23 protein-coding genes are annotated in these 23869 nt (G+C 37.9%); 17 read left to right on the top strand and 6 right to left on the bottom strand.

All coding sequences use genetic code 11. The features are described 5' to 3' along the window. Positions 1–63 precede the first annotated feature (63 nt). Positions 64–2976, bottom strand: coding sequence for a M16 family metallopeptidase (locus IW16_RS05215; protein ID WP_051889927.1), 2913 nt, complete (start codon positions 2974–2976; stop codon positions 64–66). A 262-nt stretch (positions 2977–3238) separates the two neighbouring features. Between IW16_RS05215 and IW16_RS05210 the strand changes: the two genes are divergently transcribed. The 17 genes from IW16_RS05210 (at position 3239) to IW16_RS05130 (ending at position 16240) form a co-directional block, all read left to right on the top strand. Further along, entirely contained in the window at positions 3239–3643 is a 405-nt protein-coding gene (locus tag IW16_RS05210) for a hypothetical protein (protein WP_034740350.1), read from the top strand. A gap of 65 nt (positions 3644–3708) precedes the next feature. Then, positions 3709–4704, top strand: coding sequence for a BtrH N-terminal domain-containing protein (locus IW16_RS05205; protein WP_034740348.1), 996 nt, complete (start codon positions 3709–3711; stop codon positions 4702–4704). A 1-nt stretch (position 4705) separates the two neighbouring features. Next, positions 4706–5464: an ABC transporter ATP-binding protein gene (locus IW16_RS05200; protein WP_083536075.1), complete on the top strand. Its 759-nt coding sequence runs from the start codon at positions 4706–4708 to the stop codon at positions 5462–5464. Continuing rightward, positions 5451–6719 (top strand): ABC transporter permease, encoded by a 1269-nt coding sequence (locus IW16_RS05195; RefSeq protein WP_034740346.1) that lies wholly within the window; start codon positions 5451–5453, stop codon positions 6717–6719. The genes IW16_RS05200 and IW16_RS05195 overlap by 14 nt, the downstream gene beginning before the upstream one ends. After that, on the top strand, positions 6709–7134 hold the full coding sequence (locus tag IW16_RS05190; protein ID WP_034740344.1) for an acyl-CoA thioesterase: 426 nt from the start codon (positions 6709–6711) through the stop codon (positions 7132–7134). Before IW16_RS05195 ends, IW16_RS05190 begins: the two co-directional genes overlap by 11 nt. Further along, on the top strand, positions 7134–8267 hold the full coding sequence (locus tag IW16_RS05185; protein ID WP_034740342.1) for a beta-ketoacyl synthase N-terminal-like domain-containing protein: 1134 nt from the start codon (positions 7134–7136) through the stop codon (positions 8265–8267). Before IW16_RS05190 ends, IW16_RS05185 begins: the two co-directional genes overlap by 1 nt. Positions 8268–8274: 7 nt before the next feature. Continuing rightward, the gene (locus IW16_RS05180; RefSeq protein ID WP_117590627.1) at positions 8275–8817 is read left to right on the top strand and encodes a 3-oxoacyl-ACP synthase; all 543 of its coding nucleotides are present in this window, start codon (positions 8275–8277) and stop codon (positions 8815–8817) included. 125 nt (positions 8818–8942) lie between these two features. Further along, entirely contained in the window at positions 8943–9200 is a 258-nt protein-coding gene (locus IW16_RS05175; RefSeq protein ID WP_034740340.1) for a phosphopantetheine-binding protein, read from the top strand. A gap of 87 nt (positions 9201–9287) precedes the next feature. Beyond that, on the top strand, positions 9288–10487 hold the full coding sequence (locus IW16_RS05170; RefSeq protein WP_034740339.1) for a beta-ketoacyl-[acyl-carrier-protein] synthase family protein: 1200 nt from the start codon (positions 9288–9290) through the stop codon (positions 10485–10487). Then, the gene (locus IW16_RS05165; RefSeq protein WP_034740337.1) at positions 10484–11548 is read left to right on the top strand and encodes a beta-ketoacyl synthase N-terminal-like domain-containing protein; all 1065 of its coding nucleotides are present in this window, start codon (positions 10484–10486) and stop codon (positions 11546–11548) included. The genes IW16_RS05170 and IW16_RS05165 overlap by 4 nt, the downstream gene beginning before the upstream one ends. A gap of 71 nt (positions 11549–11619) precedes the next feature. After that, entirely contained in the window at positions 11620–12372 is a 753-nt protein-coding gene (locus IW16_RS05160) for a polysaccharide deacetylase family protein (RefSeq protein WP_034740335.1), read from the top strand. After that, on the top strand, positions 12369–12995 hold the full coding sequence (locus tag IW16_RS05155) for a LolA family protein (RefSeq protein WP_034740333.1): 627 nt from the start codon (positions 12369–12371) through the stop codon (positions 12993–12995). Before IW16_RS05160 ends, IW16_RS05155 begins: the two co-directional genes overlap by 4 nt. Then, on the top strand, positions 12961–13602 hold the full coding sequence (locus IW16_RS05150) for a hypothetical protein (RefSeq protein ID WP_034740330.1): 642 nt from the start codon (positions 12961–12963) through the stop codon (positions 13600–13602). Before IW16_RS05155 ends, IW16_RS05150 begins: the two co-directional genes overlap by 35 nt. Before the next feature lies 1 nt (position 13603). Beyond that, positions 13604–14206 carry an outer membrane beta-barrel protein gene (locus tag IW16_RS25605; protein ID WP_051889926.1) on the top strand — a complete coding sequence of 201 codons (603 nt, stop codon included), beginning with the start codon at positions 13604–13606 and terminating at the stop codon, positions 14204–14206. Positions 14207–14210: 4 nt separating this feature from the next. After that, on the top strand, positions 14211–14582 hold the full coding sequence (locus tag IW16_RS05140; RefSeq protein WP_083536076.1) for a 3-hydroxyacyl-ACP dehydratase: 372 nt from the start codon (positions 14211–14213) through the stop codon (positions 14580–14582). Between the two features lie 4 nt (positions 14583–14586). Next, positions 14587–15063, top strand: a complete 477-nt coding sequence (locus tag IW16_RS05135) for a hypothetical protein (protein ID WP_034740328.1) — start codon at positions 14587–14589, stop codon at positions 15061–15063. 4 nt (positions 15064–15067) lie between these two features. Further along, positions 15068–16240, top strand: coding sequence for a DUF2062 domain-containing protein (locus tag IW16_RS05130; protein ID WP_034740326.1), 1173 nt, complete (start codon positions 15068–15070; stop codon positions 16238–16240). Between the two features lie 122 nt (positions 16241–16362). Here IW16_RS05130 and IW16_RS05125 read toward each other — a convergent pair whose 3' ends face one another. The 5 genes from IW16_RS05125 to IW16_RS05105 all read right to left on the bottom strand — a co-directional run bounded on the left by IW16_RS05125 (position 16363) and on the right by IW16_RS05105 (position 23855). Continuing rightward, positions 16363–19002, bottom strand: coding sequence for a T9SS-dependent M36 family metallopeptidase (locus IW16_RS05125; protein WP_228376904.1), 2640 nt, complete (start codon positions 19000–19002; stop codon positions 16363–16365). A gap of 232 nt (positions 19003–19234) precedes the next feature. Beyond that, a complete protein-coding gene (locus IW16_RS05120) occupies positions 19235–19600 on the bottom strand; it encodes a hypothetical protein (protein ID WP_034740324.1) in 366 nt (121 codons plus the stop codon). Continuing rightward, on the bottom strand, positions 19597–21279 hold the full coding sequence (locus tag IW16_RS05115) for a C45 family autoproteolytic acyltransferase/hydolase (protein ID WP_084694496.1): 1683 nt from the start codon (positions 21277–21279) through the stop codon (positions 19597–19599). The genes IW16_RS05120 and IW16_RS05115 overlap by 4 nt, the downstream gene beginning before the upstream one ends. Beyond that, positions 21266–22801, bottom strand: a complete 1536-nt coding sequence (locus IW16_RS05110; protein ID WP_034740321.1) for a phytoene desaturase family protein — start codon at positions 22799–22801, stop codon at positions 21266–21268. Before IW16_RS05110 ends, IW16_RS05115 begins: the two co-directional genes overlap by 14 nt. 169 nt (positions 22802–22970) lie before the next feature. After that, the gene (locus IW16_RS05105; protein ID WP_034740319.1) at positions 22971–23855 is read right to left on the bottom strand and encodes an LpxL/LpxP family acyltransferase; all 885 of its coding nucleotides are present in this window, start codon (positions 23853–23855) and stop codon (positions 22971–22973) included. Positions 23856–23869: the final 14 nt, after the last annotated feature.

Genomic DNA, 23869 nt, shown 5'->3' with positions numbered 1-23869 from the left:
ATTCTGGAACATAAAAAAACGGGGCATCTATGCCCCGTTGAAAAAAATTGGTATCATAAGAGGTTAGTACCCGAAGATCTCCTCAAGAGATACCTCCTGGAACGTTCCCATTTTATTAATGGATTCCATATTCAGATTTTCTTTTTTACCAATGATGGCTGTATTATATTTTACAGGCTTCACTTCTGTATCGTAGAAACTCGTAAGCTGTGGCAAGGTCAATCCCTGAATTTCAGCATAAACATCTTTTCTGATATCATAATCAACACCCAGCTTTTTCAGCGCCATCTGATTAAAGAAAATATTTGTTCTGTTAATCCTGTTGGATGCGATTTGCTTCAGTGCAGAGCCTCTTGAGTTTTCAAACTGCGCAGGGATCTGAGGCAGAGAGATCATCAGCTCATTCATTGCATTAACTGCTAAAGGAAGCTTATTGGACTGAGTTCCGATATAATTTGTGATATAATTTGCATGCCCTTTTTCTGTTGCATTCGCGTAAGAAACATAAGCAGAATAAGCCAGTGACTTACTTTCTCTGATCTCCTGGAAGACAATAGAAGACAAACCTCTTCCGAAATACTCATTGAAGACATTAACTTTACCGAAGTTACTTAAGTTCAATCCGTTTCCTTTTGCAACTTTAGCCATTTCCATCTGAACCATATCATAGTTCGTAAAGTATACTTTTCCTTCTGAAGCAGGCTCCGGATAATCTTTCGCCTTTAACGGCTGAACACTTGTTTCAGAAATATAAGGTTTCACCGATTTTTCTAAACCGGACTGATCCTGCCCGTAAAGTAAGATCTCATAAGGAGACTGGTTCAGCACTTTAATCTTCTTTGTCAGTTCCGCAACATCGATCCCTTCAAGACGTTCCTTTGAAACGACATCTGCCATTCTCGAGTTTTTGCCATATTTAGCATAATTGGAAAGAGCAGCCATGATTCTTGTCTTATCTTTTTTAGTGGCATCTCTTGCTTCTAAAATAGTTTTTACCGTCTTGTTATAAATGTCTTTATCTGCTTTTACATTCGTCAGCCAATGGTTCATCAACTCTACCCCTTTCTTCATATTTGCTTCAAGACCGCTTAATGTGATAAAAATCTGGTCATTGGATGTTCTGAAGCTGTAAGATATTCCCAGTTTATAGAATTCACCTTTCAATTGTTCCGGAGTATATTTATCCGTTCCAAGATATTCGAAAAGGGTCACTGCAACTGAAAGCTCCTTATCATTATCCGTACCGAAAGGGAAAATATAGCTGATCTGTGCCACATCATTGTACTTATTCTTTATAAAGCTCACCTTCTTATCCTTGATCTGAGTCGTCTGGATTGCTGCTTTATAATCAATGAACTCAGGTTTTATCTCAGCTACTTTACTGCTCAAAATACCTTTAAGGAAAGGAGACTGTGCTTCTCTGTTCAGTTTGATTGGGGTAATCCCCGGATTCTGTACACGAACGAGTTTATCATTTACTCCTTTTTCTTTGTAAACAACCACGTAATTGTCTTTGAAAAATTCGTTGGCAAACTTTACAACGTCAGCCTTTGTGATTTTTTCGTATTGATTGATATCATTCAACTCCTGCTCCCAGGTTTGCTCGTTGATATAAGTACTGTACAGTGTAGTAGCCAATCCATCTGCCGTTTCCCACGACTTCATGCGCTGTACTTTTTTATCATTGACGATCGCTTTCAGCATCCAATCCGGAAACTGACCTTTTTTCACAAGATCCAGCTGATCTAACAGCAATTTTTTAGCATCATCAAAACTCTGTCCTTCTTTCGGAGTGACAGACATTGTAAAAGCACCATAGGTTTTAAAGGCAGATTCGTAAGCGCCCGCACCCAGTACTTTTTGTGTTTGGTTCATATTAAGATCGATAAGACCTGCATCTCCCCTGTTGCTTAAAATTTCAGCCACTACGTCTGCTAACCTTGCATTCTGGCTTCCATTAGAATCGGATCTCCAGGCCAGAGTCATTCTTGGTGTGCTCGGGCTTTTCACAGTTCTCGTCACAATGCTTTCCATAGGCTGTTCCGACACCATCTTCTTCATGGGCAGTTCTTTGTACTTGAACGTTCCAAAATACTGATCTACCATTTTAATGGTTTTATCAAAATCAAGGTCCCCTACCAGTACAACTGCCATATTATTAGGCACGTAATAAGTGTCAAAATACTTGTGAATAGCAACCATTGATGGACTTTTCAAATGCTCGGAAGTACCTATCGTTGTCTGCTGTCCGTTTGGATGTTTAGGGAAAAGAGCTTCCATCATTGCATAATTTACAAGACGGCCGTCGTTATCCTGAGCTCTGTTATATTCCTCGTAAACCGCCTCTAATTCTGTATGGAAAAGACGCAGTACCAGTTCGGAAAAGCGTTCTTTCTCTACCTGCAGCCATTTTTCAAGCTCATTGGCTGGAATATTATTTTTATAAACCGTTTCATCAAGCCAGGTATGGGCGTTTGTGCCCGTTGCACCCAATGAAGAGATTGCTTTATCATATTCGTTGGCGATAGCATATTGAGATGCTTCCTGAGAAACTTCATCTATTTTCTTATAAAGTAATTTTTTCTTTTCAGGATCCTTTTCAGCTTTATGCTGTTCATAGAGATCGGAGATCTGTTGCAATAATGCTTTTTCCTTTGCCCAGTCCTGAGTTCCAAGATGTGAAGTTCCTTTGAAAACCATATGCTCAAGGTAATGTGCCAAACCTGTATTGTCGCTCGGATCATTGTTAGACCCTGTTCTTACAGGAATATAAGTCTGAATTCTTGGAGCATCATCATTTTTTGCAAGATATACCTTCAGTCCGTTCTTCAGGGTATATACTCTTACTCCCGACTTATCATTCTTTACGGTTTGATAAGTATAGCCCTGATTATCGGTCTGGGTCTGTGTGTCAAATTTCTGCGCCATTGCATTGATCATGCAAAAGAGAGAAACCGAAATAAAAAATTTCTTCATAGGTCTTATTTATTTTAATCCAAATTTCCTGAACCATATTAGTATACATTTATGATACACTTGTTACAGCATTTCTATTACAAATCCGGAATTACATTTTCCGCTAAAAAGACTGATTTATCCTTTAAAACAGCTGATTTTGGGCATTCTATTTTAATATGATTTACATATAATGTATTTTCACTATTTTAGCCAACTGATTAAAAACAATTAAAAAGGTGAACGATTTTTCATCTTAAAGTAAAATGATAATACTGTTTACATGAAAAAACAAGACCTGCCTCAGGACGAAAGTAATCTGAAGTCAGCAAACATGACTGAAGTCTTGTATGTGACGGACGAAAACGACAATTATACAACGGCAAACAGCATCGGTTGGGAAGCTAAAAAAGCAGCCCTGGAAGAATCTATGGAGCTTATTTATGAAAGAATTGAAGAAGCCAGACAGGATGTTGCCCAAAATAAAGTAAGTCCAATTATTTATTTCATGGAACTGAATAAAATGGATCTCAGCGTACTCTCTTCTTATGTCGGAATGTGGCAGTGGAGAGTGAAAAGACACGCAAAACCAAGAGTATTTAAAACACTAAACGAAAGTATACTGAAGAAATATGCCGATGCATTCGGAATTTCAGTGGATGAATTAAAGAACTTTGACGGAAAATAATACTGAAATGAAGCATAAGCGATATGCCGAATTTCATTTCCCCAATGAAACGATAAAAGCAGCAAATGAAACTTAACTTTGAACACCATCAGACCGCGCATTGCGAAAACGGTGTTGCCTCCAATCTATTACTCAACAGAGGCTTAAAACTCAGCGAACCTATGATCTTCGGGATCGGTTCCGGATTGTTTTTTGTCTATCTGCCATTTTTGAAAGTCAACTTCGCTCCAGGGTTCAGCTATCGTCCGATGCCCGGTGCTATTTTCAGCAAAGCAGCGAAAAGATTGGGAATTAAAATCAAAAGAGAAAAATTTTCTAATCCCAAAGAGGCACAATCCGCTTTGGAAAGAAACTTACAACAGAATATCCCGACAGGACTTCAGGTAGGAGTTTTTAACCTTACCTATTTTCCTGAAGAATATAAATTCCACTTCAACGCCCACAATCTTGTAGTTTATGGAAAAGAAGACGGAAAATTTCTGATCAGCGATCCGGTAATGGATTATACAACCTCATTATCTGAAGCTGAACTGGAAAAGGTAAGATATGCCAAAGGGGCACTGCCTCCAAAAGGACATATGTACTATCCTACTTATATCCCTGAAAATGTAAACATCGAAGAAGCCATCAAAAAAGGAATTAAAGATACCTGCAAAAATATGCTGGCTCCGGTTCCTCTGATCGGTGTAAAAGCGATGAGATGGGTGGCCAGAAGTATCCCGAAATGGGCTGAAAAGAAAGGCACCAAAGTCACTAACCATTATCTGGGACAACTGATCAGAATGCAGGAAGAGATTGGCACCGGAGGCGGAGGCTTTAGATTTATCTACGGAGCATTTCTTCAGGAAGCAGCAGTCATTCTTAAAAACGATGAATTAAAAGAACTGTCCAAAGAAATTACGGCTATCGGAGATTTGTGGAGAGATTTTGCCGTAGATATTGCCCGTGTTTACAAAAACAGGAATTCAAAAAGTGATATTTATAACAACCTTTCAAAATCTATGCTCCATATTGCTGATCTGGAAGAGGCTTTCTATAAAAAACTGAGAAAAGCAATCTGATATGGCGGACAATATGATTGAGATTAAGAATCTGTATAAAAAGTACAAAAACTCTGAGGAGTTTTCTGTCAATGACATCTCACTGAATATCGGGAAAAACGAGATCTATGGAATCCTGGGACCTAACGGAGCCGGGAAAACTACCCTTATTTCTATGCTTTCCGGATTGATAAAACCTACTTCAGGACAGTTTACCATCAGTGGTCTGTCTCCTCAGAAGGACAGCTTCAAGATCAAAGAAATTATCGGAATCGTACCTCAGGAGTATGCCCTGTATCCTACCCTTACCGCTAAAGAAAATTTAATGTTTTACGGAAGTCTGTATGGATTAAAGCATAAAGAACTTAAGAGGACCATCGACGAATCTTTGGATATCATGGGACTTTCAAAGTTTGCGGATAAAAAGGTAGAACAGTTTTCCGGAGGAATGAAACGCCGCTGCAACCTGATCGCAGGAACACTTCACAATCCGAAAGTATTATTTCTGGATGAACCTACCGTAGGTGTTGACGTTCAGTCTAAAAAAGTAATCATTGATTTCTTACAGGAACTGAATAAAAACGGAACGTGTATCATTTATACCTCCCACCACCTTTCTGAAGCAGAAGAGTTCTGTACAAAAATCGCTATTATCGACAGAGGAAGAATCCACGCCGTAGGAACACCGGAAGAACTGGTATCGCAGATCGCAAACGCTGAAAACCTGGAAGACGTTTTCATATCATTAACAGGAAAAGAATTAAGAGATGTTGTTGTATAAACTTTGGAGAAGCTTCGTGAAGGAAATCCTTCTTCTGAAGAGAGATATTGGGGGAATAGTCATTATTTTCGTCATGCCGTTATTATTAATTGTAACAATCACTTTAATTCAGGATTCTACTTTCAAAAATCTTGAAGGTTCAAAAATCCCAATTATTTTCATTGACAATGACAAGTCTGAGGTATCCAAAAACATACAAAAGGAACTGGAAACCAGCAAAACATTCCAGCTCCTGACGAATTATAATGAAAAATCAGCGCAGGATGCTGTTTTTTCCGGAGAGTACCAAATGGCGATTGTCATTCCTGAAAATTTAACGAAAGATTTAAATTCAAATATTGATTCCAAGGTTCAGACAATTGTAAGTTCATTTGGATTGGAAGGGGATTCCGCCGCTGTAAAAAAAACAGCACCAAAAGCAAAAGAAATCCACCTCTACTTTGACCCTGCCACCAACGCAGGATTCAAAAATTCGGTAATGAATTCCGTGAATAAAATGGTTTTTGAGATCGAAAACAAAAAGATCTATAAAGCATTTCAGGACCAGCTCGGCACCGAAGAAAATCTTGATGAAAACAAAAACCTCATCAGTTTCAAAGAGATCACTCCGAAAAAAGGGGTCATGGACGTAATGCCGAATTCCGTTCAGCATAATGTTCCTGCATGGACTCTTTTTGCGATTTTCTTTATCGTAGTTCCGCTTTCTATTAATTTAGTCAAGGAAAAAAGTCAAGGCACAAGCGTAAGAGCGAGGATCAGCCCAACCCCTTATTTTGTTCATATTTTAGGAAAAACATTTACGTATCTGATCATCTGCATCATTCAGTTTTTACTGATGGTAGCGGTAGGAATCTATCTTTTCCCATATATGGATCTGCCGGCATTCGATGTTTCCGGAAAAATGTTCCAGCTTATTGTAGTCACCCTATTTTCGGGATTGGCAGCTATTGGATTTGGTGTTTTACTCGGAACTATTGCTGATACACAGGAACAGTCTGCGCCTTTTGGAGCCACCTCAGTGGTAGTTCTGGCCGCAATCGGTGGAATATGGGTTCCCGTATTCTTAATGCCGGAATTTATGCAGACTGTGGCTAAATTTTCTCCTATGAACTGGGGACTGAACGCCTATTATGATATTATTTTAAGAAATAGCGGTATCGGAGGAATTGCCAAAGAACTGGCATTCCTTTTTGCATTCTATATTGCAATGGTTACTATTTCTATTTTTTACGAACGAAAACAAAATGCAGTCTAAAGAAAACATATTAACCTGTACGGAAGAAGTAAGGGTAAGATTTAATGAAACTGATCCGCTGGGTATTGTCTGGCATGGACATTATATTGTGTACTTTGAAGACGGAAGAGAAGCTTTCGGAAGAGAACACGGGCTTACATATCTTGATATTCAGAGAGAAGGGTATGTGACACCTATCGTAAAAAGTACGTGTGAACATTTCCTTCCTTTAAAATATGGAGAAACGTTCCGGATCGTTACCACGTTTGTGAATTCGGTATCTGCAAAACTGATCTATACTTATGAATTGTTCAATCAGGATGATCAGCTCGTATGCAGTGGAGAAACCATTCAGGTTTTCTTGGACAGTAATGGAAGTTTATGTCTTTATAATCCTGATTTTTTTCAGGCATGGAAAGATAAAATGGGATTATAATGAAAAGAGAAATCTATATTACCGATTACAACTGCGTTACTCCTTTAGGATTTGATGTAAGTTCCAACTGGAATCATCTGGTCGAAGGAAAATCAGGAGTAACATTACATAAAGTGATCAACAATCAGGAGGCTTTCTATGCTTCTATTCTTGATACTGAAAAACTTGAAGAAGAATTTAAAAACAATTTTGGAAGTCTTAATTTCACAAGACTGGAAAAAATGTTTCTTCTGAGTCTTAAACCCCTTGTTGAAAAGTATGAAATTACAGAAGAAACTGCTTTCATATTATCTACTACCAAGGGAAATATCAGCTTATTAAAAAATCAAACTGTATTACCTGAAGGAGTCTACCTTTCGAAATTAGCACAAAAGATTGCTGATCATTTTGGATTTAAAACAAAACCTATTGTCGTTTCCAATGCTTGTGTTTCGGGCGTAATGGCCATTGCTGTTGCCAAAAACATGATTCAGGCCGGAAAGTATAAAGATGCTTTCGTGATTGCCGGTGATGAAGTTTCAGAGTTTGTGATCTCAGGATTCAATTCTTTTCAGGCCATCGGAACAGAACCATGTAAGCCTTATGATAAAAACAGAAACGGAATCAATATCGGTGAAGCCACAGCAGCGGTTTATATTACCTCTGTCCCGAACGAAAACGAAAAATTCAGGTTTAAGATACTGGGTGATTCAGCAGTCAATGACGCCAATCACATATCCGGACCTTCCAGAACGGGTGATGGACTGTATGCAAGTATTAAAAATGCAATAACAGAAGCAAATATCACCTCTGAACAGATCGACTTTATTTCTGCGCATGGAACCGCCACCATTTACAATGATGAGATGGAAGCGATTGCTTTCAATAGAATGGAACTTCAGCATGTTCCACTGAACAGCATGAAAGGATATTATGGCCACTGCTTAGGAGCATCGGGTCTTTTGGAAAGTATCATCTCTATGGAAAGCGCCCGCCACGAAATACTGATTCCCTCTAAAAATTTTGAAGAAACGGGAGTTTCTCAACCTTTGAATATTATTACAGAAAATCAGTCTGCACCTGTTAAGTACATTTTAAAAACAGCCTCAGGATTCGGTGGATGCAATGCAGCGATTATTTTAGAAACATGTTAAAATGAAAATGATGAAGAAAACTGACAGCTGTACGATAGAACACTCAAAAATAACCGTTAACGGACATCCTGTTTTTGAAAGCCAGACGGAAACATTTCACGATTTTGCGAAAGAAGCTTATAAAAGTTTAGAACTTAATTATTCCAAATTTCACAAGATGGATAACCTCAGCAAGCTTGCTTTTCTCGCCTCAGAAATGATTTTAAAAGATGAAGACCACAGCAGAACGGCAGTGATTCTTGCCAACCGGTCATCCAGTCTGGATACAGATTTTAAATATCAGGAAAGTATCAACTCGGAGGAAAATTACTTTCCGAGTCCGGCCGTATTTGTTTACACCTTACCTAACATCTGTGTAGGCGAGATCAGCATTAGACATAAAATGCAGACGGAGAATGCTTTTTTTGTTCTTGACGAATTTGATGAATCTTTTTTAAACAACTATGCAGAACAGATCCTGCTGTCCGGTAAAGCAGAAAAAGTTCTCTGTGGCTGGACGGAACTTTATCAGGAAAATTATAAAGCTTTTGTATATTTGCTAACCTTATAAAAATAAAATAACAATGTAACAATATAACAGTCTAGCAATGTAACAGGTCTAAAGATCGAAATGGATACACTCAAGCATTGTTACACTGGTACATTAAATACATTGGTACACTATTAATCTATCTTATGGAAAACTTAAAAACAGAATTAAAGCACAAAATCATTGAAGTTCTTAACTTGGAAGACGTTGCTGTAGAAGAGATCAAAGACACAGATCCTTTATTCGGAGGTGGATTGGGTCTTGATTCTATTGATGCTCTTGAACTTATTGTTCTTTTGGATAAAGATTATGGAATTAAATTAGCCGATCCTAAAAAAGGGAAGGAAATTTTCCAGTCTATCGATACGATGGCTCAGTTCATTGAAGACAACAGAACGAAATAATTTATTCAATCTAGCAATGTATCAATCTACCAGTCTGCCAATATTGTTACACTGGTAGATTGATACATTATTACATTTTAAAATAAAATGAGTCGAAAAATTGCCATAACAGGAATGGGCATCATTTCCTCCATCGGAAACAACGTGGAGGAAAATTTTATTTCATTAAAAACTGGAAAACACGGAATTTCGGACATCCAGATGTTTGAAACCCGTCATGCCGGAACTATAAAAACAGGTGAAATAAAAAGGTCTAATGAAGACCTTGTGCAGAAACTTCAGCTGCCTGAAGACAATAATGTAACAAGAACATCTTTATTAGGCATGGCTGCAGCAAGAGAAGCTGTAGAATCTGCCGGAATTTCAGATATCAATGAATACCGAACCGGTCTGATCTCTTCCACCAGTGTAGCCGGGATGGACATCACTGAAAAATATTTCTACTCTTACGAAGATTTTCCTGAAAAGCAAAAATATATCGACGCTCATGATGCAGGAAATTCCTCGCTGGCTATTGCCGATTATCTTGGATTAAAAGGTATGGTTTCTACCATCAGCACAGCATGCTCTTCAGCGGCTAATGCTATTATGATGGGAGCTAAACTGATCAAAAACGGAGTTTTGGACCGTGTGATCGTGGGAGGCACAGATTCCCTTTCAAAATTTACTTTAAACGGATTTAATACCCTGATGATCCTTACGGATTCTTACAATACTCCTTTTGACAATGATCGAAAAGGTTTGAATCTTGGAGAAGCCGCAGCCTTTATCGTTCTTGAATCTGATGAGGTTGTAAAAAAAGAAAACAAAAAAGTACTGGCCTATCTTTCCGGGTATGGAAATGCGAATGATGCCCATCATCAGACCGCTTCCTCAGAAAACGGACAGGGAGCCTTTCTGGCGATGCAGCAGGCATTAAAAATATCTGGATTAGCCAAAGAGGACATCGGTTATATCAACGTTCACGGAACAGCTACTCCCAATAATGATCTGTCCGAAGGGATTGCCATGATCAGGATATTTGGTGAAGGACAGGTTCCTGAATTCAGTTCTACCAAAGCTTTTACAGGACATACACTGGCAGCAGCAGCAGGCATTGAAGCTGTATTCTCTATTTTAGCCATGCAGCACAGCACGATTTTTCCCAACCTGAATTTCAAAACGAAAATGGAAGAGTTTGATTTAACTCCCGTTACAGAACTGAAAGAGAAAAACATTAACCATGTTCTATCCAATTCATTTGGATTCGGTGGTAACTGTTCTACCTTAATATTTTCAAAATCATGAGTGCAGTATACATCAACAGTGCATCCTGCATCTCTGTACAGGACACTTTAAAGGATCATTTTTTTCAGGGCCTTACGGCTGACCAATCTGTTCAGATCTTAAAAGCTGTAGAACCTAACTATAAAGAATTCATTCCCCCTGCGATGAGCAGAAGAATGTCTAAAACGGTAAAAATGAGCTCCGTGGCATCGCATTACGCTTTAAAAGAAGCCGGAATCGAAAAACCGGATGCTATTATTGTAGGAACAGGAATGGGATGTTCACAGGATTCTGAAAAGTTTCTGAAAAACGTGATCGATAATAACGAAGAGTTTTTGACTCCCACATTCTTTATTCAATCCACTCACAATACCGTTGCAGGGCAGATTGCTCTGGGACTTCAGTGCCACGCATACAATTTCACGTATGTCAATACGTCTTCATCTCTGGAATTCTCTTTTCTGGATGCCCAACTGCAGATCAATGACGGAGAAGCCGAAAATGTTCTTGTAGGTGCTGCAGATGAACAAACCAACAGAACGATGGAACTGTACTGTCTCAATAATACCATCAAAAAAGAGGATGATCTTCCTGCTGATTATCTGCATTCTGAGACGGATGGGGTGATTTGGGGTGAAGGTGCCGCTTTTTTTGTTTTAGGAAAAGACAAAACGGAAAATGCTTACGCTAAGCTGAGAGATATTCAGATCATCAACAGGTTGGATTTGCAGGAAACCCAGTCATTCGTTGGAGATTTTTTAGCCAAAAACAATTTAAAAAGTGAAGATATCGACGCTGTGATCTTAGGATTTAGCGGCGATAGAGAATCAGATGTTTATTATACAAAAGCAATGGATCTTTTTCAAAATTCATCTCTCCTTTATTATAAACATTTGAGTGGTGAATTTAATACAGCAAGTGGCTTTTCAACGTTTATGGCCTGCCATATTCTTAAAGGACAGCAAATCCCTGAAGTCATGATGATTAACTCAGAAAAAAAAGCAGAAGTTAAAAATATCCTTCTTTACAATCATCTGGGAGGAAGTGATCACAGTCTTATGCTATTGGAAAAAGCTCAATAAAGGACAAAGTATCGAATTTGTACATTTGCCTAATATAAGAGCAAGATAAGTACAATTCAAAATAACAGAAGATGAAGCACTACCCATTCATTTTATTCTATCTTTTCTGCAATGCATTCATTTATGCGTTTCATGGAAGTTTCTGGGTTTATCTGGCTGGTTTTCTGGCTTTTTCTTTCGTAGTGGTCTGGGGATCATTTGATATTACACTGGGATACTTCGTTGATAGCATTATCCGAAAGAGAACAAAAATAAATGAAGTTGCACTGACTTTTGATGACGGACCTACTGAATTCACTCCTCAATTTTTGGATCTGCTTAAAGAACATCAGATAAAAGCAACTTTTTTCTGCATCGGAAAACAGATAGAACAATATCCGGAAACCTTTCAGCGTATTATTGCCGAAGGTCATACTATTGGAAATCATACGCTGTCACATTCCAACAATACAGGCTTTTTGTCTGCTTCAAAAATGACTGAGGAAATTGAGAAATGTGACGAAATCATCTTAAAAATTGGCCAGATTAAAACTGACTTGTACCGCCCTCCATTCGGGGTTACCAATCCCAGTATTGCGAAAGCTGTTAAAAGAACTCATAAAAAAAGCATCGGCTGGAATGTCCGTTCATTGGACACCGTTACAGACGATGAAAAGAAAATCTATAAAAGAGTTACCAAAGGTCTGAAGAAAGGAAGTATCATTCTTCTTCATGACACCTCTGAAAAGACGTATAAGGTATTGGTAGATTTATTGTTATTTTTGAAGGATAAAAAATACTCGACATTTACGGTCGATTCAATTACAAAATCAAAAGAAAAATGATTAAAAATATTGCTTTCGGAGCATTTCTTCTAATTTCAGGTTTCATTTCTGCACAGATGACAGCAATGTCCGGAGCGGAAGCTAAAGCATTTGTGACGAAAGTATCTTCTGAAACCCAGGAGATCAAAACACTTCAGAGCGATTTTACCCAGACCAAAAAAATGGATTTTCTGGATAAGAACATTGTTACTTATGGAAAGATGTCTCTAAAATCCCCCAATATGCTGAGCTGGAAGTATACCAAACCTTACCAGTACAGTATTGTTTTTAAAGACAGTAAAATCTTCATTAACGATCAGGGAAAGAAATCGTCTGTAGATGCAAAAAGTAAGACGTTTGAAAAGATCAATAAGCTGATTGTAGGAAGTTCCAACGGAAAAATGTTCAGCGATCCTGAGTTTACAGTATCTTATTATAAAAACGGAAACTTCAATGTGGCAAAATTCATCCCGAAATCTGCCCAATTACTGAAGTATATCAAACAGATTGAGCTCCACTTCCCAAAAAATCAATCTACGGTTTCGCAGGTGAACATGACGGAAGCTTCAGGAGATACCACGAATATTGTTTTCAAAAACACCAAGATCAATGCATCGATTGCAGCTTCAGAGTTTAGTTTATAGTCTGGTTATTGTGCTGCTGGTTTCCTGTAAAAGCTACCGGCTTACAGATGCAAAACCTGTTCAGACTTCTGAGAAAACGGTTGAGAATTTATATTTTTCATCCGGTGAAGATTATGTGTATAAATGTCAGATGGATATTTATAAGAATCATGTAAGCGGAATTCTGATCATCAAAAAACTGAATGAAACCAGCCACCGTGTAGCGATGACCTCTGATTTCGGAAATAAATTAATAGATTTTGAGATTTCTGAAAATGATTTTAAGCTGAATTATGTGCTTCCCGATTTGGATAAAAAGATTGTCATTAATTTTTTGAAGAATGACTTCCGTGAGCTATTGAGAAAGCAATATCCTGTAAATGCATCTTTTGAAAATGATGATTCTAAAATATATCTGTCAAAAGCTGACAAGAAGGCTTACTATCTGTTTTTCAACAAGGAGAACGGCCTGCTGAAAAATATCATTTATACGAAGAAGAATAAGGAAAAAATCGATTTCACTTTTGCAGCAAAAAAACATATCTTCGCGGATAGTCTGAATCTGAAGCATAAGGATTTTAAGATCAATATAAAACTATTTCAAATAACCGAAACTGAACAGAATTAACATGAAAAAAATTCTACTTTTGGCCATTGTCCTAATTTCAGGTCTGTCTTTGGCTCAGGTAACTTTCAATCCGGGAATACGGGTGGGTGCTAATATTTCCCATCTTTCCGATGGTCCTGCTCACGACTACTGGTATTATGTAGATAATCAAAATTATTATCATAACGGAAGCAATTCCTATGACATCAAATCGAAAATCGATTTTTATATAGGTTTTCAGGCGAATATACGATTTGCGAAATTCTACGCCCTCCAACCGGAAATTTATTATACCCGTCAGGGAGCAAAATATGAGAGCCAGGATCCTTCAGTAGCTTCTAAAACTGTAAGTGTTTCATATGTGGGAGCGGCCGTAGTCAATAAATTTTATTTCGATAAGTTTAATATCCATTTCGGTCCGACATTAGAACTCCTTACCGATCATAAAAACGTTGAATCTCCTACAGAGGCTGATTTAGGTTTCTTATTTGGAGCAGGATATGATATTACGAAGAATTTCGGAGTAGAGGCCCGAATCAAAAAAGGCTTTGTACACATTAATAGCGACCATACGAATGTAACATTTCAAACGGGCGTTTATTATACATTTAACATGAAAAAATAATTTTATGCAGACTATCCTAACAGACTTTTACACTTTAGAATCTTATGAAAAAGCAGAAAACGAAAGTTATACCGCTTATATTCATTTAAATAAAGATCATGATATTTTCAAAGGCCATTTTCCGGGCAATCCGGTGACGCCGGGAGTTTGTATGATGCAGATCGTAAAAGAACTTACGGAAGAATTCACCGGTTCAAAATTATTTTTAAAAACCGCTTCGAATGTAAAATTCATGGCGATTATCAACCCGTTTGAAACACCTGATCTGAAGCTTCAGCTGGATATTACTGAAAATGAAGAAGATGTTAAAGTAAAAAATATCACTTCTTTTGGCGAGACTATTGCATTAAAAATGTCTGTAAGCTATAAAAAATAATTTCATGAAACTTCTCCTATCTCTTGTAACCGCTTTTATCCTTTTCTTCCAGACTGACCTTGAGTCTTTAAGAAACAGCTATGCAAAAGCCAATCAATCTAACGAAAACACTCAGGCGTTCATCAATCTTGCAGAAAAACAATCCGGTTCTGATGCCGTAACCACAGGCTACAAAGCCGCTGCACAGATCATGGAAGCTAAGATTGCTAAAAAGAACAGAAAAGCCCTTGTAAAAACCGGTGCAACAAGTCTTGAAAGCATTATCAAAAACAATCCGAACAATATAGAACTTCGCGTAATCAGATTGAGTGTTCAGGAAAACATTCCAAAAATAGTAGGATATCGTGGTGGCATTAAAGATGATAAAGCTTTCATTATCAATAATTACAGCAAGCAGAACGCATCTCTGAAAACTTACGTAAAAAAGTTTGTGATGCAGTCCAAATCCTTTACAGAAGCAGAAAGAGCCACTATAAAATAAAACAATGACCCTGTCCGAAGTACGAAATGCAGTTGCTTACCAAAAGATCTGTATTTTAATACCTACCTACAACAATGAAAAAACTCTGAAAAGAGTGATAGACGGTGTTTTGGATTACACCGGAAACATTATTGCGGTCAATGACGGTTCTACGGATTCTACAGCCCACATACTGGCACAATATCCCGATATAACGGTTATATCTTTACTGGAGAACAAAGGAAAAGGAAACGGGCTGAAAATAGGATTCAGAAAGGCAAAAGAACTCGGATACCATTATGCGATCACCATCGATTCGGACGGACAGCATTATCCTGATGACATTCCTGTGTTTGTAGAAGCTCTGCTGCATGAAAAGGAAGACGTCCTTCTAATTGGAAACCGTAACATGTCACAGGACGGAATTCCTAAAAAGAGCAGTTTCGGAAACAGGTTTTCCAATTTCTGGTTTTGGTTCGAGACGGGGATAAAACTGGAAGATACCCAATCCGGTTACAGACTGTATCCATTACTGAAAATTCCAAAGAAATATTTTACCCCAAAATTTGAATTTGAAATCGAGATCATTGTAAGAACGGCGTGGAGACATGTTCCGGTAAAGAATGTTCCGATAAAAGTTTTATATGATCCTGCAGAAAGAGTTTCTCACTTCAGACCTTTCAAAGACTTTACCCGGATCAGTATTCTGAATACTATTTTGGTAACCATCACTCTGCTTTATATTATTCCGAGAAATTTCGTGAATAATTTCAAAAAAAAAAGTTTTAAAAGGTTCATAAAGGAAGATGTGCTGGAAAGCGACGGCAGTAACCGTACCAAAGCTTTTTCTGTAGCGCTTGGGGTGTTTATAGGGTTTTCTCCTTTCTGGGGATTTCACACGCTTCTCGTTATCTCACTGTCGGTCCTCTTTAAGCTGAACAAAGTATTAGCATTTGTTGCATCTAATGTGAGTCTTCCTCCTTTTATTCCTTTTATTATTGCTGCCTGTTTATTTTTAGGTTCTCCTTTTGTACACGGCGACAGCAATATCCTGAGCAGTGAACTCAATTTTGAACTTATCAAAAATAATCTCCTTCAATACGTAATAGGCAGTGCTATTCTGGCTACTTCGATGTCTGCTTTTTGCGGAATCGCTACCTTTCTTTTTCTAAGCAAACTGAATCCTGAAAATAATTAGGATAAGAAATGAAGTTCCGGAAGCAAGTTAAAGTAACTATTCCCTACAATTATTTCTAACATTTAAAACAAAAAAGCCCTGAAGCATAACTTCAGGACTTCATCTAATTATAATTCTACTTTTTATTTTGAAACAATTATTTTCTGGCTGTAATCAATGGCATTACCGGTGATCTTCACCATATAGGCTCCGTTCAACAGTGTATTTACATTCACTGTCGTCTGTTTGTTGAGATTGATTTTTTCTGAAGAAACCAGCTTCCCGGTAAAATCATAAATGGAAACCGTAGTAATTCCTGAAAGATCTATTCCTGAAGGCGTCTTTATGGTAAATTCAGTTTTCACCGGATTTGGATAGATGGATATACCTTTTGAATTGGAAGAAGCTTCATTTACTGCCAGAACACCACATTCTGCAGGAATTGTGAAATCTTCCACCTGATCGCTTAAGTCAGGTGCCGGCTGATTAGCCCCGATAAACAATCCGTTAAGTCCTCCGGGAGCAGCATTAACACCGAGCCCTCTTTTAGCAAAAACCTTCCAGATCATACATTTGTTTTCACCGTTTGTCTTTGCCTGATCTGCTGCTAAAATAGCATCTCTTCCCTGTACAAAGGTCGGGTTACATGGCTGCAATTTCAGGGCATCCATTACCAGCTGTAAAACTCTCGCACTTCCACTGTTCGGATCTGCCAGGACATTGCTGTTATAGCCATATTTATCTACATATTTCCAGTTAAGATCCCATAGCATACTTGCCCAGATAAAACCAATACTGTGAACATCAGGTACCGTAATTGCAATTCCAAATATACTGCCGTTTACTTTCATTCCATTCGTTCTTCCGTAGGTATAGTTATTCACAGCAAAGTCAGGAGAATATCTGGCCGGTCTTATACCAGCTCCGTTGATACCCTCTCCAGAAGTAAAACTTCCTATTCCTCTTGGAACCGATGCATTATCTCCGGGTCTGTTAGTGACCATCATGGCAAAGAAATCAGACCATCCCTCACCCATTTGCTCATTGGACGTGGAATATGCCAAACAACTGCTTCCTGTGCCAGTAAGACGGTTAGAAATTCCATGTCCATATTCGTGTGCTATAATTCCGTTATCTAAACTTGCGTCTTTATAAACGGCATCAGTTCTTAATGTAGCGTTACTGGCCACTCCATTAGTTAATTCACCGACTAAGAATTCTCCTTCTGACTTTCCTACCATGATCGTAGGAATTGTGATGGTATTATCTGTTCCTCCCATACCTACAGGCTGGTTACTGTTTGGATGATATTGGATAACACCTATTGCTCCGGCATTCTGAAGGTTTTTAGTCTTAAGGGCAAAACCGCAGTTTGCAGGTCCTGCTGCAGTAATAACAGCAATTTTACCTGTTAAGCTTCCGGCAGCAACTGCTGTACAGGCATCTGCAGGTACGGAAAGTGCAAGATCACCGGTTACCGCAGGGCTTCCGATCAGCTGAGGTCCAAAATTGGCTGTTGCCGCTACAGGAGTTCTGGAGACATAGCTTGTAGGGGAATTATAATAAAGATATCTTGCTCCATTGGGTACAAAAAGGAACATCTGCATCCTTCCGCTGGTTCCGTCTGCTCCCGGAGCAAAGTTCGCGTTATTCAGCCCACTGCCATCCCTTGATTCTGCCAAAACAGGATCATCACCGGCTCCTCCTTTTCCGAAATTATTCGTTTGATAGTTTCTTGCCGACTCTGTGAATCCAAATTTATAGAATACATCATGCATCTTGTTTGATGTATAAAATAGATTGGTCACTGCAGCAGATGTATAACTTTGCTGAGAAAGAGTAATATCCAGCGGGAAATCAAAAGTCCTTGTTGCTCCTCCGTCAGGAGAAAACTGCGCGGTATTTGTATTGGCCTCATCAGTATAAGCAAATGCATTATTTCCTCTTGTGATCGTATAATTATTAGTTCCATCAGAATGCCATCCTTCGGGCGAAGCTACTAAATCCCACGGATTTGCAAGAAGTGTTCTGGCTCCAAAGGTCGGAGCTTCTACAGGAAATGCAAATACATTATAAGAAGCATTGTCAGGAACCAAAACAAAATTTTTGTTTTTTGCATCTTTCAATTCAGCAGAAGATTCAAGATACATTGGAGCATCAGCATGCGGGTCTGCTAAATGTTCATAGGAGTCAGAATGAAAACTGCAGGAAAGCGTTGTATTTTCCTGATACAGAACAGAGCCGTTATCAGTACTGATAATCACGCTCCACACATTACTGCTGCTTTGTTCTTCTATACGTAAGTGATATCCCAGGATCAGTTCACCGCCTTTTGCGAAATAAACCAGCTTGGTTTTTAAAGGTTCTTCTTTTCCTTCACTGTTTTTAACCGTTGGCCGTCCGTTAAATTTCTTTACGGCTTCTGCTATCAGCCCTTCCTTACCTGCAGTTTGTTTACCTTTTACAACAGACGGGTAGGTTTGAATAAAAGTATCTGCAAAGCTCAATACTTTATTTTCTCTGATCAGAACATTGGCTGAGCTCCCAAAAACAGGAACCCCATTAATGGTCTGCTGGATTCCTACAATGTCTCCATTTAAACTTTGCGAAGGGTCAACGTTAACGATGCTAAATGCTTTCAGTTCAGGATTTATCCTTTGAAATTTCTTTTCGGAATTAACGTAATCTTTTATAATCTGCTCATATTTTTGGGCAGATAACAGACTAAAACCGAAAAAAGAAGAAAGTAATAAAAACTTAACACTAAGTCGAATTCTTTTCATATTTATACTTTTTATTGGATGTTGATTTGGATTATTCACCAGTTAGTAGCAAAAACAACAAAATGTTACATTATTTTTACCTAAACATGAAAAACATTTACATCACATCAACCAAAAAAGCTCTTTTACATATGAAATTATCAAATAAGTCTAATTATTTGACACAGAATTTTAAGTCAAATCGAGAATTATACGACTCCCTTAGCCGTCTTAACTGACTCAGTTAAAGATATCATTTAAAAACAACATCTGAAAAGGATAACGGACTCATAATCAAGGTTACAAATAGGGCAAGAATGATCAAAACCAACTGGTACTGAGCATACGTTTTCTCCTGATCCTCTTCTTTCCCTTCAAAAGTAAATTTAATTTTGTCCGGTTTCCTTATGATTAACCATATAAAAGCCAAAATAGCGAGATTTAATACAATGGGAACAAAAAGAAATAATTTACTTCCAAATCCGTCATTTTTCCCACCATAGCCTGGAATATGGATAATATCCGGAATAGAACTGTATCTGGAAAGAAGATATGCCGTATAAGCTATAATGATGATAAAAGGAATACAGAACAGGAATTTTATATGTTTTGGGATCATTTTAATTTTTTTAAAGTTTTTTTCAGGTATTTTTCTACATTCTGCCTGTCCGGAACGGTGGTAATTTCTTTAGTCAGAGCTTTTTCAAACTCTGTTTTAGCTTTTTCAAATTCCTTTTTACTGAAATAGTATTTGCCGGCTTCATAATAAACGAGCCAGAGATCAGGATTCATAGACTGATACCAAGGTATAAAATCATCTGTAAGAAGTATGTCTTTACTGTCTGTGGCATCACTTATTTCCTCGCCCAACAATTTATACATCTCATAGTTTTCGAATTCCTTAGAATCAACAAATGGATCACGGCTAATATTCAATGTTGTTTTTGCCTGTAAGGTTTCTTCTGCTTTTTTACCGGAAAAAATCTCATTGAGATCATAGCATACAAATTCTCCCAGCTGATAAGGATTGGAAGAAACCCAGACCAGTCTTTTTTCAGGGGAAAATATAACCGCATGGTGAGCCAGCAGCTGATTAATCGCTTTTTCATTTCCGTAGCCAATCTTCCGATCTTTTAAACCTGATTTGTCTCTTAAAATAGCCGCCATCTTTTCAGGATTCAGTTTTTTATTTTTCTGCAAAAGCTCCTGGAGCTTTTCGTACCGGTATTCGGAATGGCTTTCTATGATATGTTTTTGATTTCTTTTATCGTCTTTATAAGCTTCAGACTGGAAATGATTGGTGCATAAAACCCTACCGGTATTTTCAACCCTGTATACTCCAAAATTTTTAGGTGATACTTCAATGATCACGGCATTCTTATCCCGGGCACTTCCTACAAGAATAGATTCTGAAACGAAAACTTTTCTCTTTTTGGCAATCACAATTGCATCGTCAATATTTTTAGCATACTGCAGAATTTCCCTTGTCACCAAAGAGATTGGTGTTTTCGCAGTCAGAGGAATTTTAGATTTCCCGGCATTGATTGTCACGGTAATTCCATCTTTATTCATTCCGGAAACTACGCCGGTCATTCCCGGCCAGCTTACAGACATGTATGGAATTCCATCTTCCGGCTCTATAAATTCAATAAGTTTATTTTTAGCAAAATCATCACCGACATAAAAATCAAAATTTCTTCCGATCAGCATCTGTCCGTCTTCAGTATTTTCATTCCACACCGCCAGTGAAGTACAGCCAACCATAGCAAGGTCCTGCATAGCGTGTCCAATGTCGTGTGCTCCGTGAAGATATAAGTTTCTAAGATACTTAGGGGCTATAAAATCATATTTATCTGAGGAGTACTGTGACAGCCCGTACAGTTCTGCCTGATAGTCTTCTCTTACATTCAGATACATTTTACGGTTGTACCACTTTAAAAATCCACGAAGAAGCTTCTGTTTAAATTTCGAAGGAACAAAACCTTCCACTTTTGAAAAGAAAATTTCTTCCTGTTTCTGCATCAGACTTTGCGTCAAAGCTCCGTTATTATATCCAAGCTGTAAAGGGTTTCCTTTGATGTAAAGCTCCCAAAGCTGCTGTTTATTTTTGGTTAAATAATTCTGTTTATAGCTGAATGTAGAATCGTTGATCTTATTTACCTGAGGAGTTTCCAGACTATACTGACTGATATCGGGAATATGATGAACAGATTTTGAAACACCACACGAAACAAGGAAGAGAATAAGGAACAACTGAATTCCCCATAATGCCGCAGCGAGCCTGTTATTTTTTTTCATTCTTATTGGTCATTTGTTTCAGCCGCTTATCAATAAGGTCTTTTCCCAGGATTTCAGCACAGGTGTTGAATGCTCCGATGGTTACCCCAAGAATTCCATGCATATTCACAGACTGTCCTGTCAGGAAAAGATTGTCGGTCTTTGTGCGTGGAGAAACCATTGTTTTAAGAGGGTTATCAGAATTTTTCATATATCCGTACATATTTCCTTCAAAACTGCCGATATAATCCCTGTAAGAAAGCGGTGATGAAGTATAAATACTTTTGATAAAATGTCTGAGGTTAGGTATCCTCTTTTCTAAAGCAGTGATCATTTTTTCTGCCTTTTCCAGCTTAAACTCTTCGTATTTCATCCCTCTTTCATATTCTTCAGCAACGGTATTTACCGTTTTTTCCCACGATTTAACCTCATCAAAATCCATATAGGATATCGCGGTAAGACTTTCTGCAAACTCGGGATGATGTTTTGAAGGTGTAGAAGAAAGCATATATGTTTCCGGCCAGCGGTCTTTCTTGTACCGGAATGCATTCCAAACCATTTCATCAGATGAATAGTGATAAATATTATAATTAAAGTTGGGAAAAGACTGCGGTTTTAAAACCAGATATACACTGAAACATGATGAAACCGGCTCCCAGCTCAATACTCTGTTCAAAAAAGATTTCCTCAGCCTTTCTTCCCCGATCAGCTTCATGGCACAGCGTATTTCTATATTGGAAATAAACTTCTTCGCCGAATACTCTTTCCCCGTTTTCGTTTTCACGGAAGAAAGCACATTATGTTCATTAAAAACAAATTCAGACACTTCAGAATGCTTATGTACTTCTGCTCCATACTGGCGTAGCTTTTTGATCAACAGTTTTGTGATCTGGCTTCCGCCTTTTACACATTTGTACGCGCTCTGGATATAGGAATTCACCGTAAGGGCATGCACATAAAAGGGTATATTTTCCGAATCTCCTCCATATAAAAAATTAGAACCGAGCAATACAGCCTGCAATTTTTTATCCTGAGTAACAGATTCTATGAATCTTTTGGTATTGAGGTGGAGAATCTCTTCATTATAGTTGTCTTTCCCGATGACCTGGTACCTCGGAAACTGTGCACAGACGTACTGGATCTCTTCGCAGTAGCTTTCTAAATTTTGTTTTTCCTCGGGGAAATAGGCAACGAGCTGTTCAACAAAGTTATCATAGCCCTGAGCATGAGGATATTCTACACCTTCATCTCCAAAAGAAATCCTGTCGTATCCGTCCTCATTCATTTGCTGGAGTTCCAGCTCATCCATAATTTCAAGATAGGAGAAAAAACGGTGAAGATTCTGTCCTTGGGAAAGTCCTCCCAGATAATGGACTCCTGTATCAAAGATCAGTTTGTCCCTTGAAAAAGTCTGCAGGTTTCCGCCATACTGATTATTTTTTTCCAGGACACAGACTTTCAGACCTTCTTTCGCTAAAATTAGAGCCGAAACAAGACCTCCCAATCCACTGCCGATCACAAGTATGTCGTATTCTTTTTTCAAAAGGAGAAAAGCTGTGTTTTTGTATGATTGTTGAATTATTGTAAGATTAAACCAGATACAACAAATATCAACAAAGAGTTGCTACAAGGTAAGGTTTAAAATAGATCAAATTCTCTAATCGTTTTTAATTCTGAATTATTATTAGTTTTCTGGGATAAAATTAGAAAAATTAATCAATATCATCCCAAAAATCAAAATAATTGAACCATTGAAGAGGATATTTTACGATCATCGATTCCAGGTTCTCGACATAAGAATTGAGAAGTCCTTGAGAATCACGGTTTTTAATATTTTTAGCGACTCTTGCATATAAGTGATAATGCAGATTTTTTTCTTTCATCACATACACGTAAACTACGGGAACACCAAGACGGGAAGCAATAAGGAACGGTCCAGCCGGAAATTTTGCACTTTTCCCCAGCAGATCAGCTTCAAGATATTTTGAACCTTCGAAATAACGGTCTCCCGTAAAACAGATCAGTTCATTATTTGAGAGTGCCTGATTGATCTCGAAAATATGCGACATATCATCCTTCACGTATATGAATTTGATATTGCTCTGTTTTACTGAAACACTTTCCAGATATTCTTTAATCACCGTCACTTCCTGATCTGTGGTAACCAGATTGATCTGGCAGTCAAAATCAATATCTGCAAAGAAATGTTCCGCAATTTCAAAATTCCCAATATGGGCACTGATCAAAACACCTCCTCTTTTTTCGGCTAAAAGATTTCTAAGATTTTCAATCCCGTCAAACTCATAAGTATATTTCTCCCTCAGTCCGGCAGAAATAGCGGTTTTATCAATCAGGACTTTTCCAAAAGTAAAATAGCTTTTGAATACGGAGGATTTTGCTTTCCAGTATCCATAATCAAGTCTTTTCTGAAAATAGTAAAAGATATATCGGTTGCTTTTTTTTAGGAATAAAAAATAATAGGAAGCGACAAAATACAGTACAAAATACGAACTTCTAATCCCGATATTTCTAATACACCAGACGAATATCTTATATCCTGTAATGGTTCCTTTAGATTTACCTTTCCACTTGTTCATATTTTAACGGGTCC

Source organism: Chryseobacterium vrystaatense, assembly GCF_000737765.1.
Lineage (GTDB): Bacteria > Bacteroidota > Bacteroidia > Flavobacteriales > Weeksellaceae > Chryseobacterium > Chryseobacterium vrystaatense.
The sequence above is the reverse complement of the archived record's forward strand: the minus strand, read 5'-3'. Positions and strand labels throughout refer to the sequence as shown.